At 41.6% G+C, this 13252-nt stretch carries 13 protein-coding genes; 1 reads left to right on the forward strand and 12 read right to left on the reverse strand.

Annotated elements, in window-relative coordinates:
* Positions 1-60: 60 nt before the first annotated feature.
* The 9 genes from ABVF21_RS02285 to ABVF21_RS02325 form a co-directional block, all read right to left on the reverse strand.
* A complete protein-coding gene (locus tag ABVF21_RS02285; RefSeq protein ID WP_371017415.1) occupies positions 61-324 on the reverse strand; it encodes a hypothetical protein in 264 nt (87 codons plus the stop codon).
* Between the two features lie 156 nt (positions 325-480).
* Positions 481-885: a VOC family protein gene (locus tag ABVF21_RS02290; protein ID WP_371017416.1), complete on the reverse strand. Its 405-nt coding sequence runs from the start codon at positions 883-885 to the stop codon at positions 481-483.
* A 208-nt stretch (positions 886-1093) separates the two neighbouring features.
* Complete coding sequence (locus ABVF21_RS02295; RefSeq protein WP_371017417.1) at positions 1094-2935, reverse strand: dihydroorotate dehydrogenase; 1842 nt, start codon at positions 2933-2935, stop codon at positions 1094-1096.
* A gap of 535 nt (positions 2936-3470) precedes the next feature.
* Complete coding sequence (locus ABVF21_RS02300) at positions 3471-3716, reverse strand: DUF4083 domain-containing protein (protein ID WP_303531360.1); 246 nt, start codon at positions 3714-3716, stop codon at positions 3471-3473.
* A 59-nt stretch (positions 3717-3775) separates the two neighbouring features.
* On the reverse strand, positions 3776-3958 hold the full coding sequence (locus ABVF21_RS02305; protein WP_371017418.1) for a hypothetical protein: 183 nt from the start codon (positions 3956-3958) through the stop codon (positions 3776-3778).
* 246 nt (positions 3959-4204) lie between these two features.
* The gene (locus ABVF21_RS02310; RefSeq protein ID WP_194221482.1) at positions 4205-4738 is read right to left on the reverse strand and encodes a dihydrofolate reductase family protein; all 534 of its coding nucleotides are present in this window, start codon (positions 4736-4738) and stop codon (positions 4205-4207) included.
* A gap of 132 nt (positions 4739-4870) precedes the next feature.
* Positions 4871-5335: an NUDIX hydrolase gene (locus ABVF21_RS02315; protein WP_371017419.1), complete on the reverse strand. Its 465-nt coding sequence runs from the start codon at positions 5333-5335 to the stop codon at positions 4871-4873.
* Between the two features lie 45 nt (positions 5336-5380).
* Complete coding sequence (locus ABVF21_RS02320) at positions 5381-5818, reverse strand: hypothetical protein (protein ID WP_371017420.1); 438 nt, start codon at positions 5816-5818, stop codon at positions 5381-5383.
* 205 nt (positions 5819-6023) lie between these two features.
* Positions 6024-6785 (reverse strand): C40 family peptidase, encoded by a 762-nt coding sequence (locus ABVF21_RS02325; protein WP_371017421.1) that lies wholly within the window; start codon positions 6783-6785, stop codon positions 6024-6026.
* Positions 6786-7108: 323 nt separating this feature from the next.
* Between ABVF21_RS02325 and ABVF21_RS02330 the strand changes: the two genes are divergently transcribed.
* On the forward strand, positions 7109-8779 hold the full coding sequence (locus ABVF21_RS02330) for a CoA-disulfide reductase (RefSeq protein ID WP_371017422.1): 1671 nt from the start codon (positions 7109-7111) through the stop codon (positions 8777-8779).
* Between the two features lie 284 nt (positions 8780-9063).
* On the opposite strand, the gene glnA is transcribed toward ABVF21_RS02330, so the two are convergent.
* The 3 genes from glnA to hflX all read right to left on the reverse strand — a co-directional run bounded on the left by glnA (position 9064) and on the right by hflX (position 13225).
* Complete coding sequence (gene glnA, locus ABVF21_RS02335) at positions 9064-10401, reverse strand: type I glutamate--ammonia ligase (protein WP_194221477.1); 1338 nt, start codon at positions 10399-10401, stop codon at positions 9064-9066.
* 280 nt (positions 10402-10681) lie between these two features.
* Entirely contained in the window at positions 10682-11950 is a 1269-nt protein-coding gene (locus tag ABVF21_RS02340; RefSeq protein ID WP_371017423.1) for an aminotransferase class I/II-fold pyridoxal phosphate-dependent enzyme, read from the reverse strand.
* Between the two features lie 12 nt (positions 11951-11962).
* A complete protein-coding gene (hflX, locus tag ABVF21_RS02345; protein ID WP_371017424.1) occupies positions 11963-13225 on the reverse strand; it encodes a GTPase HflX in 1263 nt (420 codons plus the stop codon).
* Between the last annotated feature and the right edge of the window lie 27 nt (positions 13226-13252).

The raw sequence follows: 13252 nt of genomic DNA on the forward strand, positions 1-13252 counted from the left end.
CGTCGCTAACAACGCAATCCGAACAACCATCGTTTACACAATTTCAGTCAAAACAACAGATTAAGTGTTGTTTTCGGTTTTCAAGGAGTACTTAGTGAAATAAGCACCGAGTAAGAGAAAAACCATCATCGCAACCCAGTTAATCATTCCCATGAAATCAAACCAGTAAGCTAAAAGGTTCACGATCGCAATGAGAAAGAGAAACACTGGCGTTAAAGCACTCTTTATACCGGTCAATCCAGCCGCTTTTCTTTTCCGTAAAACAATAAATGTAGCTACAATTAAGGCTGTAACCGTGATAATTGTTAAGATAACAGGTGTCATTTGTCCCCTCCTCCTTTTTAACGTGGTGACGCTTTACGTAATTTTGGTGTGAGCAGTTTCAATATAATAAATCCTTTTTATCCTTACCGTTGATTTTAACATATTATTCCACACTCAATTCCAACTACAAGTATAAATGTTACGTATCTATTAAGTTTAAATCCCTTCTGTATTCATTAGTACAACTCTCCAGCCATCAGGATCTTCAATCGTTATCCCTTTCTCTTTCCAATACACATTTTCAGGTTCTACTTCCCTATGCCCTATTTGATTAAGTCTTTTTGCTACGCTCTTCAGCTCTTCTCCATTTGGAATATAGAAAACGATTAAGTTATCAGCAGTAGGAGCAGGGCAAGGGCTACCTTCTTCATGTGACGTGAACTCTAGTTGATAAGATAGATGAGGTAAACCATATACCACTCCCGTATATCCTGCGTGTCCAGTAAATTCAGCCACTCGCTGCAAGCCTAATCCATGTTCATAAAACTGAATAACCTTATCAAATTGATCGGTCGGCCTAGCTATTCGAACTTGCATTGCGTTAAAATCTTGAAATTTCATCGTCGTTCCCTCCAATTACCATATATAAGCAGGTTATTTCAACAATCTAATTGTTACATACGTATACTTTAAGCTTTCTCCAGCATCATGGCGCTAGAACAATGAATGAACTTCTCTACGACTTTAGGATGATATGAGGAAATAATTCATATAAAAAAGCTGAAGCCCCATAAAGTGAACTTCAGCTTCTAATTAAAATAGGACCCCATTAAACAATTGAAGATTCAGCACTAATTCTTCGAGATGAATACTTCGCCATCAAATAACGTTTTGAAAAATATAATCCTCCAAAAAATAGCGCAAGAGCGATGTAAGCTGGAAGCAAGTGAATAAACGTCGTGTAGCCAATCATAATGTGTACATAAATTCCTGCTACAAACGCAGGTAATCCTCCTATAAGAAACATCCACCATAGCCATGTATTCCCCGATTGGAAGCCCCAGAGAGCAGACATGAGCACTAACAATCCAACGCTAATCATCGCTCCTCCGAATCCAGCACGGTCATGGGCGATGACTGAGATCAATCGATCATTGAAGGACTGAATGAGATCCGCTGGCATGCAGATGTATTGTAAGTCCGTTGGGACAAAAACCCCTGTCACACCAATTCCGGCAATAATCACTCCACCAAGAACAAATGAAAATCCAAGCATAACAAAACAAAATTGCCCAATAACGCCTTTACGCCATGCCTGGTCATTCCGACGGTTTCGTGATTTTGGCGTTCTCTTTATACCTTTCGTTTTCACGTATCCTCTAAAGTAAAAGGGTAATAACACAATCCAAAACAGCAAGTGTAACCAGTCGAAGTACCCATAGCCAATGAAAAGCAAGATGCCTAGAAAACCGATAATTGCGGCAATATCAATCGCCTGCTTTGCCCACAACATTCCGTACTTAACTCCGTTATAAGACAGCGTCATATAAACAATGCCACCAGAAATCATCGTTCCAGCTAACGTCATTCGGTCATGTGCCATAAACCATAAGAGTCGTTCATTAAAGAGCAACAGCTCCTGACGAGTTAGCTGCATAAACCTTTCATCATATGGTAAAACGATCGAAGTGAGACTTAACATTAAAGCAATCATGCCACCGATCATGATAAATAATCCAAACAAAAAGTAGTCTTTCCATCCACGACTTTCTTCTTCAAATGCGCTATCGTTCATCGCTTCATAAATTCTCTTAGGCAACCCTGGCCCAGCTTCGACATATTCACCAGATAGGAACAACAAATCAGCACCGTTATTCACTAGCTGTAGAGCATCTTCTGGCTCTTTCACTCCACCCACAGTCACCAATCGTAATGAAGGAAATTCTTTTTGACAATAGGCTAACGCTTCCTTATGTATCGCAAGGTTTGCTAACGTATCTAAACCTTGCACTTTATCAATCACAACACCCGTTATGTATGGAGAAATAGAATCCAAGTCAGCTTTTTCAATTTGATTACCTGGCACTCGAACATAAATGCTTTTCCATTCTCGAATGGACCTCAGCACATCCATATTCGTAAAATCGATTTCATTATAATGGATTTCATAAACACCATTATAAGGTTTTAAAGCTCTAGCGATCTCAATCAGCTCAACGCTTTTACCGCTTAACTGGAACATAGCGGGCTGAACCAACTTGGCTTGATCTAACCGTTGAAGCGTCTTTGCAAGGCCCGCTCTCTCTCCCTGTTCAGAAAAAGCAATACTTCCATTTTGTAGCCTCGTTGGTTTCGTGTATTCTTCAGATGGCTCTTTCGTAATCGGACCAATTTCAATACAGCCAAACCCCAAATGGCTAAATCCTTTTAAACCAGAAAGTCTAGGATCAATTTTGCCTGATAGACCCACACAGCCTGGAAAAGTAATGTCTTCGATCTTAACCATCAGCTCACCCGCTACCTCTTCTCTTCCTAAAAAATGAATGAGATGCTGTCCACCTGGAAGTGAAGCGATACGATTCATGGACTGATGAATAAACTCTCTTGAAGCTTCGGGACTCCATTTTGATAGAAAAGGTTTAAACATGACATGGTAGGACCAGTCCGGCATATAATCATCCTTCTAGTTTACATAATTTAATTATAGTTTACTATGTTATGAAATAAGCTCTGTTCTGAGACGCAGGCGTTTCCATTAGTTTATATTTTTTTATAATAAATCAGTCATTAACAGAATGAAAAGTATAACCGCGGTAACAATGTATGTATTGGCTATTTTTTTAGTTTGTTCTTCTTCTCTTATTTTTTCGATTCCAAACAGTAGAAACATGACAAACAAAAATGAGATAAAGACTTGACTAGAAATCGCGTTAGGCAAAATAAAAAAATGATTGAAAGCCATTCCTATTGCTACGATTGCCAATAACAAATTAACTTTTCTTAACAGAGTCATAGAAATCACGCCTTCCTAATGAATCGTTCTTTAACTAAATAGCGGGACTGTTATTTCTTGTTTATTTTAAGGAACTAGGAATTTCTCATTCCTTTTCGATCACCGTTAAACAGAAATAGAAAAAAGACTGCGCGCATACACGCCACAATCAGATTTACTCAAGCTTCCACTTCTTCATACGGACATATTTTAATTATTTTTCTTCTAGCAACTCGATAATCTTATCGAGCTTCTCTTCAACATTTTTCGTTCGCTTATGATTAACTTTTGAATTAATAAGCAGCCGTCTTATAAATAATACGAAAGATCCTACAGTGATGCCCAACAATATGATTGTCATCAAATAGATCAACAAGGAAGGTCCATTATCCAAACTACCACTACTCCATTCTTTGATATTCTTAGATGAGATACAATGTGCTTCTACCTTATCTTCCAATTCTAATCTTTATCCTACTTACTTACCCAATATTTAAAGCTAGGCTCTCATCAACTTCTTCAAGAGGAAGAGCTTTCACGCTCATTTAGGTACTTTTGATAAGCTTCTTTTACTTTATCTCTTTCTGGGGTAATCTTAGAAACTCTGTGATGGATGTCATGGAGGAGATACAGTCCACGAAAAAGGCAACCAGCAACGATGCCAAACGCTACAATTCCACCTACTAGTGGCCCAGTCATCATCAAAATGAACCCTAAAAATAGAGGCTAAAAAGATCGATAATAGTAAATACAAAAAAACCCTCCAATAACTTTTTTGGAATCACTTTCATAATCCCATTCATCTACTATTAAACAATACCATATTTTTACCAATAAACTGCGTCCTTCAAGCATTTTCTTATCAAAATCGCATAAAAAAAGCGGTTCATCAATGTGCCCAAACGATTTTTGGACAATTTGATTGAACGGCTTTTTCAATATCTTACATTATCCTTTTTTCACTAAGTAATGAAGCTGTGCAAACTGACCATACTGGCGCACATCGGTTAACTCCAGGTCATGCTTGATCTCACTGTGTTGAAATAATGGAATTCCTTTTCCAATTAACGCTGGTGCAAGCGAGATAATGAATTCATCAATCAAATTCTTCTCAAGAAATTCATGAACCAATACACTGCCACCGATCAGCCATACTGTCTCTCCACCCTGCTCATTTAATCTACTCAATAATGAAGAAGGGTCTTCCGATGTAAATGTAACATCGTCTGTGTTTTCTCGTGATTGAGTCGTATACACATAGGAAGCTTTTCCCTCATACGGGTTAACCCCGTTCTCTTGTTCCATTATCCAGTCATATGTACGTCGCCCCATGATGAGTGTGTCAACATCTTTCATGAACTCCCCATAACCCGCGTCACCTTCTGGATCAACTTTAAAAAGCCAGTCGAGTGAGTCATCTTCTGTTGCAACGTAGCCGTCAACGCTAGTTGCGATGTATACGGATACTTTCCGCTTTGGCATTGAATTCCCTCCTATATACTCGTTGAAGTGATTTGTTGGAAGATCACTATATCAAATAATGAAAAGACGGCGAATCTCTCTTACTATCTCACATTTAACCTCTAATATGTTGCCTTACTTGAATCATTTCTATTACCCAATGATAGGCTGCTCCTTACCACTTACAAGATCATTAATCATAAGTCTGTGCTCACTGAAGAGGTTTTCCGGAAGATCAGCTAGTGAAAAGAATGCTGTCTCCAACGACTCGTCACTTCCTCGTAGCTTACCTTCAAAATCATGACAGCGGAAAAGAATTTGAACCGGTGACACCTGATCGCCATTACCAAACGTTTTTTCTTTATCGGGGCCAGAATAGATCCCGAACAGCGACATGCCTTTCAACACAAGTCCCGCCTCTTCAAATACTTCTCGTCTTGCCGTTTCCTGAACCGATTCATTCAAATCCATAAACCCACCTGGCAGTCCCCATGACTCGCTATCAGTGCAAAGCTGTAACAGCAATCGATTCTCATCATCAAAAACCATCGCCCCCGCTACGACCATAATGACTTTCTCGTGACCTACCATAGAACGTAGGTGCTGTATGTAATCCATAACTAACCTCCATAGTTGTTTATGATTATTCTACTGATCTTTTAACTAAGACGGAAAATAGTTATTCAAGTTTAGAATAAAAATGAGAACTAGAATTCCAAAACATATGAAAGGGATCGTCCAATTTACTTTTATGTATTTCATGAAAAAGCGATCCAATAAGAAAAACGAAACAGCGATAGCCATGGTCCCAAGGCCAAAGAGTGCTCCAGCCCCGATATGAAAGAACGCTGATCCATACACCTCTCGTAATCTAGTTCGATCCGATAGAATCGAGGCTAAGACGTCACTTAACAAAGAAGCCCAAATGCCATAAATGTAGATAGCTAAAAATATTTCAAAGAATAGATGGTTCACACCATGGAAGTATGACATTTCCGGATAAAATAGCATTGACGTAAGAAGGGACACCAACACAATATAAGCAACGCTTACCGCTAACTTTCTTTGATAGATGTTTTGTAGTGCGTGATGTTTTGACATGATTGAATCTCACTTTCATTACACAAGATATCTTTTCTCAATATCTATGATATCCATACAGATGACGATTGTAAATAAATGAGAAGATTTCATGCAGCGCTCAATGAACTGCAAAAAAAGATGCTAATCATCTTATGAAATGATTAGCATCCCTCTTGAAGTAGCCACGCGATTATTTATAAATCACGCTGGCCTTATATGATGGTTATTTGAATGATTTAACGCCTAAATAATGGTCTTGCCAAAAGTCGTAGCTAAGATCAGTGACTTCTACACCGCCGCTACCAGCATGGATGATTTTATTGTCGCCGATATAGATTCCGCTATGTGAAGCTCCTTCTACATCATAAGTCCCTTCAAAAAAGACAACATCTCCGATTGCTGGAGAATCTACTTCTGTCCCGTCATATTTCCACATATCACGTTCCGTTCGTGATATGTCGACTCCAGCTTCGTTAAACACATATTGGATGAAGCCACTGCTGTCAAACCCGTCTGGTGTCGTGCCGCCCCATACATATGGCGTTCCAATTAAGCTTTCCGCAATGGAAACCACTTCGGATTCGGAAACGGATTCAGTAGGAGCGTCATCTGACGTTTCAGTCGCTTCGGATTCACTTGAGGATAGCGCACCCATAACCTCAGGTCCAGCTATACCGTCTACAGTAAGTCCCTCGTCTTCTTGAAATTCTTCAACGGCGTCTTCTGTAATCTGACCATAAATACCATCCAAGTTATATGAATAATAACCGAGAGATTCCAGTTCTGTTTGTAGTGCCGTAACAGCCTCGCCACGATCCCCGCTCAGAACGTTAAGTGATGATGAACTAACTGAATCACTTTGCTTCACGTCATTTGAGTCGACCTTAGCAAATGCCCCTTCACTTAAGACCGGAGAAAAGACCATCGCGGCCACCAAAGTAGATGAAGCAATATATTTTCGTGCGGTTAATCTAGATTTATTCATGTAAATTCCTCCTACCGATTCTAGCTGAAGTTTAGCAACTTGATAGATAAATAAAAATTAAAGATATGTAACTACTAGCAACCTATATGCCGTGTGATTGTCACACTTCTTCGAGCCGATTCACCTAGTCTAACAGAAAAGTTCGATCATGAGGTTTCACTGTGATTAAGCCTGAATGATAACTTTTACAAAAAGCATTTTCAGTGTTACTAGATGTGTCATTATTCAATTAAATGTGAGAACCATCACATTTTTCCCCACAATAATGAAATATAATAAAAGAGTCAAATACCCCTATAGGTAATTAAAAAGGAGACGATCGTATGAGTAAGAAAATTGTAATTGTTGGTGGCGTAGCTGGTGGCTCAACAGCGGCAGCTCGTTTGAGGAGATTAGATGAAACCGCAGAAATTGTTATGTTTGATAAAGGTGAGTATATTTCTTACGCCAACTGTGGGCTCCCTTACTATATAGGTGGAACGATTGAAGACCGCAAGAAACTACTCGTCCAAACACCAGAAGGCATGACAGCAAGATATAACTTTGATATTCGTACATTGAGCGAAGTTACACGAATTGATCGTGCAAAAAAATCCATCTTTGTGCACGATTTAAAATCCGGTCAAACTTACGAGGAAACGTATGATCAACTAATTCTTTCACCAGGAGCACGTCCGATTGTGCCACCGATCCCTGGGCTCAATGAAGCAAAGGCACTCTTTACTCTTCGAAATATTCCTGATACCGATCGGATCAAATCATATGTTGATGAAGAGAAACCATCAAAAGCTGTTGTTATAGGCGGTGGCTTTATCGGTGTTGAAATGGCTGAAAACTTGAGGGACCTCGGCATGAACGTCACACTGATTGAAATGGCAAATCAAATTATGGCACCGCTCGACTATGAAATGGCCGCGATCGTTCACAAGCATCTTAGGAATAAAGGCATTAATTTGATTTTAAATGACGGAGTAAAGGCGTTCGAAAGCAATGGAACGAAAGTGCTCAGCATAAGCGGAAAAGAAATCGCTACGGACCTGATTATTTTGTCAATCGGCGTCCGCCCTGAAAATGAACTCGCTGTCCATGCCGGGTTATCTGTAGGCACACGAGGTGGCATTCAAGTAGACGAATACCTCCAAACGAGCGATTCTTCCATTTATGCGATTGGTGATGCCATTGAAGTAACATGTTACATTAACAAGCAACCAACCATGATTCCTCTAGCATGGCCAGCAAACAGACAGGGACGACTCGTTGCTGATAACATTTACGGCAAAAAAACGCCGTATAAAGGGACACTCGGTACATCCATTGCCAAGGTGTTTGACTATGCTGTTGCTACGACTGGTAATAATGAAAAAACCTTAAAAAGCCTTGGCATTGCTTATGAAGTCGTGCACGTTCATCCAGGTTCACACGCCGGATATTATCCAGACGCCTCCCCTATTGCATTGAAGCTGATTTTCGACAAAGAAACCGGAAAGATCTTCGGTGCTCAAGCAGTTGGTAAGGATGGCGTAGATAAGCGAATCGATGTGATCGCCACCGCGATTAAGGGCGGCTTAACCGTTCTCGACCTCCCTGACTTAGAATTAGCCTACGCTCCTCCCTATTCTTCAGCGAAAGATCCAGTGAATATGGCGGGATATGTAGCAAGTAACATCGTTGAAGGGATGATGGAAACCGTTCAGTGGCATGAGATTGATGCGATCGTGGAAAACGGCGGTACACTTATTGATGTGCGAAGCCATCGAGAATTTAAGAATGGTTTTATAAAAGGAGCTATTAATCTTCCAGTTGACGAATTACGGAGTAAGCTTCATGAACTGCCGCAGGATAAGACGATTTATGTGCACTGTCAGGTTGGGTTACGGGGGTATATTGCAACGCGTATTCTTCGAGAGAATGGGTTTGAGGCGGTTAATCTTGATGGTGGGTATCGGACTTATGAGCTAGTTAGAGGAGAGATTGCATCAAGAATAGTAATTTAGTTCATTTCTTGAGATTAAAACAAGCAAACTTCTATTGCATCTGTCATCAATAGTACTGTTCTTATGATACAGACTACTCATACACTCTTCTAATAAAAATATGATCATTATAAAAAAGCGGCATTTCCTATTCAATTTTGATGGGGTATGCTGCTTTAAATATATTTCAATTACTATTCAGTTCTTATATTCTAGTATGAATTACGAAAACCTTCGCAGCTATTCTGAAAAACTCAAAAATAAAACCCCTCAACACAACCGTGTCGAGGGGTCATTCTTATATCTTAATAAGTCGTCATATACTGCTCACGTTCCCAAGGGTGTACTTGCGTACGGAACATATCCCATTCGATCTCTTTTGCTTCGATGAAGTGCTCGGCTGCGTGCTCGCCTAGTGCTTTCATCATCACTTCGTCTTTCTTAAGAAGTTCAAGCGCATCGTGTAGTGTTGCTGGAAGGTCTGTGATGCCTTCTTCAACGCGTTCTTGCTTATCCATCACGTAGATGTTGCGCTCTGTTGGAGCTGGTGGCGTCATTTTGTTCTTGATGCCGTCAAGTCCAGCTGCAAGTAGTGCTGCCATTGCAAGGTACGGGTTCGCAGATGGATCTACGCTACGTACTTCGATACGGGTGCTGATTCCGCGGGAAGCAGGAACACGGATAAGCGGGCTACGGTTACGAAGAGACCATGCTACGTAGCAAGGAGCTTCGTATCCAGGAACAAGACGCTTGTAAGAGTTGATCGTCGGGTTCGTGATTGCTGTGAACGCTTCAGCGTGCTTCATAGTTCCAGCGATGAATTGACGTGCTGTTTCGCTTAAGCCAAGCTCATCTTTCGGCTCGTAGAATGCATTTACTCCGTCTTTGAAGAGGGACATGTTGGCATGCATACCCGATCCGTTAACACCGAATAGTGGCTTCGGCATGAACGTTGCGTGTAGGCCGTGCTGACGAGCGATCGTTTTAACCGCTAGCTTGAACGTCTGGATGTTGTCACACGTTGTTAGTGCATCAGCATATTTAAAGTCGATTTCGTGCTGTCCAGGAGCTACTTCATGGTGAGATGCTTCGATTTCAAAGCCCATGTCTTCAAGCTCAAGAACGATATCACGACGGCAGTTTTCACCAAGGTCTGTTGGCGCTAGGTCGAAGTATCCGCCTTTGTCGTTTAGTTCAAGCGTTGGTTCACCGTTTTCGTCCATTTTGAATAGGAAGAATTCTGGCTCTGGTCCAATGTTGAAGTCAGAGAAACCAAGCTCTTCCATTTCTTTTAGAACGCGTTTTAGAACTGAACGAGGATCCCCTTCGAATGGCGTACCATCCGGGCTGTAGATGTCACAAATAAGACGAGCTACTCTTCCTTTTTCAGATGACCATGGGAAGACTACCCATGAATCTAGATCCGGGTAAAGATACATATCAGACTCTTCAATACGTACAAAGCCTTCGATTGAAGAACCGTCAAACATCATTTTATTATCAAGAGCTTTCTCAAGCTGATCAACCGGAATTTCAACGTTCTTAATAATTCCTAGTAGGTCAGTAAACTGCAAGCGAATGAACTTAACGTTCTCGTCCTGCGCCATTTTCTTAATATCGTCTGCTGTAAATTTGTTCGACATGTAAAATGAATCCTCCTTAAGAAATAAAAAGATTTTAGTGAATCCGCTAGAATACCTGTACGAGTTTATGTGTGCTTTCCTTATGCTCGACTCGTCAAATGAGTACATTTCGAAGCAATTCAAAAATTCAGAATCGCATTAACATTCGAAATTGCCACTCCCTTCTTCACTTACACTCATCATACACGAACATTCACGTTATCGTGTTAAAGTGCGTGAGGTAATCTCACATGCTTTTTAGAACAAAAAAAGGCAGGGAATAAATCCCTACCTAAATAACCTATGAGACAGTAATCAAACCTTTATTCAATAAATCATCTACGGCACGAAGCACGCTAATTTTCACATGTTCAAAGGTGAGCCCACCTTGAACGTACGCAACGTACGGAGCTCTGAGTGGTCCGTCAGCTGACAATTCAAGACTAGCCCCTTGAATAAACGTACCCGCTGCCATAATCACGTCATCCTCATACCCTGGCATATAAGCGGGTTCCGGACGAACGTGCGCATTCACCGGAGAAGCCGCCTGAATCGCCTGACAAAATGCGATCATTCGCTCTCTATCATCAAACTGAACCGATTGAATGAGGTCCGTTCGCTTGCTGTTCCAGTGTGGCGTTGTATTAAATCCAGCTTCTTCAAGTAGGGCTGAGCTATACACAGCGCCTTTTACCGCTTGCCCAACCGTGTGCGGAGCAAGGAATATCCCCTGGTACATTTCTTGTAGAGAATAAAGCGAAGCGCCAACTTCTCGTCCGATCCCAGGGGACGTTAAGCGATAGCCGCAAAGCTCTATCAAGTCTTCTCTCCCTACAAGGTAACCACCAGTTTTGACGATACCTGCGCCAGGGTTTTTAATTAATGATCCTGCAATGAGATCTGCCCCAATGTGACAAGGCTCCTGCTCTTCCACAAACTCGCCGTAGCAGTTATCAACGAAAACGATGACGTCTTCCTTGATTGATTTTACAAAACCAATCATCTCTTCGATTTCAGAGATCGTAAACGATGGACGGTTCGCATAGCCTTTCGAACGCTGAATGCCAATCATTTTTGTTTGGGCTGTGATCGCATTTCGAACAGCTTCAAAATCCACTGCTTCATCCAATAAAGGAATCGCTTGATAGCCAATGTGAAAGTCCTTCAATGAACCATTACCTACTCCACGAGTACCAACGATTTCTTCTAACGTATCGTACGGTGCACCTGTTATATAGAGAAGCTCATCGTTTGGACGCAGTACGCCAAATAAGGCAGTTGAAATCGCATGCGTACCAGAGACGATTTGCGGGCGAACGAGCCCGGCTTCTCCTCCGAAAACATCGGCATAAAGCTTTTCAAGCGTATCTCTGCCATCATCGTCATAGCCGTAGCCTGTAGATGGAGTAAAATGAAAGTCGCTAATGCGATTTTTGTGAAAGGCCTCGAGAACGCGGTACTGGTTCGCTTCAACGCGCTCATCGATTTCTTTTAATGCTGGCTGGATTTTCTCTTCCGCTTTCTGTGATAGCGATTTTAGTTCTTCTTGATGTGTAAAATTCATAAACATAGTCTTCTACTCCTAATCGTTGTTCCACTCGTTAATGATTCGTTCGTATAAATGGGCTGGGGCATATCCCTTACATCTGTAATGATCTTTCTCTTCATCCCACTCTCGTTCGATTAAAACGGTGTTTCGCTGCAAGTAAGCTAGCTTGTCACCTTGATCGGCGTTAATCGAAATCGAGAAGTATTCCATTTGCTTTAATACTTCGCTTTGCAAACGGTCGTTTAATCGCTTCAAATCAGTTTGCTTTAGGGCTGAGATGAGAATTTGCTCATTGACGCTGCTTTGAACAGACGGATCGGCGCGATCAATTTTATTAAATACGGTGAGCACTGGAATGTGAGATGCTTTCAGATCCTTTAATAGCTTTAACACGATTTCTTCATGACGCTCCCTGTCAGGAAGCGAGGCATCAATGACGTGAAGAATCAAATCCGCTTCTGTTGCTTCTTCAAGCGTTGATTTAAACGAAGCGACAAGCGTTGTCGGAAGATCCTGAATAAATCCTACCGTGTCTGTTAGAAGGACGTTGTAGCCATTCGGAAGCTTCAGCTGCCTCGTCATCGGATCAAGCGTTGCGAAAAGCTTGTCCTCTTCATATGAATCGGCATTTGTTAGGCGATTGAAAATGGTCGATTTCCCTGCGTTCGTATATCCAACTAGCGCCACTTGTAGCGTTTCATTGCGCTTTCGTCGCGCACGGTATTGATCACGGTGTTTAACTGTATTGTCGAGCTGACGCTTCAGATCCGTGATGCGGTTCCGGATGTAACGACGATCTGTCTCAAGCTTCGTTTCACCTGGACCTCTTGTCCCGATACCGCCTCCAAGCCTTGATAAGGACGTTCCCTGTCCTGCAAGGCGCGGCAGCATGTATTGAAGCTGAGCGAGCTCAACCTGAAGCATACCTTCTCGTGATCTCGCTCGCTGTGCGAAAATATCTAAGATGAGCTGTGTTCGATCAATCACACGTGCATCCAACGCTTCTGATAAATTCCGAAGCTGACTTGGTGAGAGCTCACTATTGAAAATAACGATGGTTGCTTCTTTTTCTTCAATTAGGGAAGCTAGCTCCTCGACTTTCCCTTTCCCTATAAAGGTCGCCGAATGAATGCGCTCCCGCTTTTGTGAGAGCGTGCCTTCCACGACACCGCCTGCGGTTTTAGTTAGTGCCGCCAGTTCATCCATCGTATATGCAAACTGTTCATCTGTTTGGTTTGGAAGCTGAATCCCGATTAGAATCGCTGGTTCAGCTGCTTCAATTCTTTCTTTATTCAAATGTACGTTCCCTGCCTTTATCAATCA

It is taken from the genome of Pseudalkalibacillus sp. JSM 102089 (assembly GCF_041366475.1).
In the GTDB taxonomy this organism is placed as follows: domain Bacteria; phylum Bacillota; class Bacilli; order Bacillales; family Guptibacillaceae; genus Guptibacillus; species Guptibacillus hwajinpoensis_B.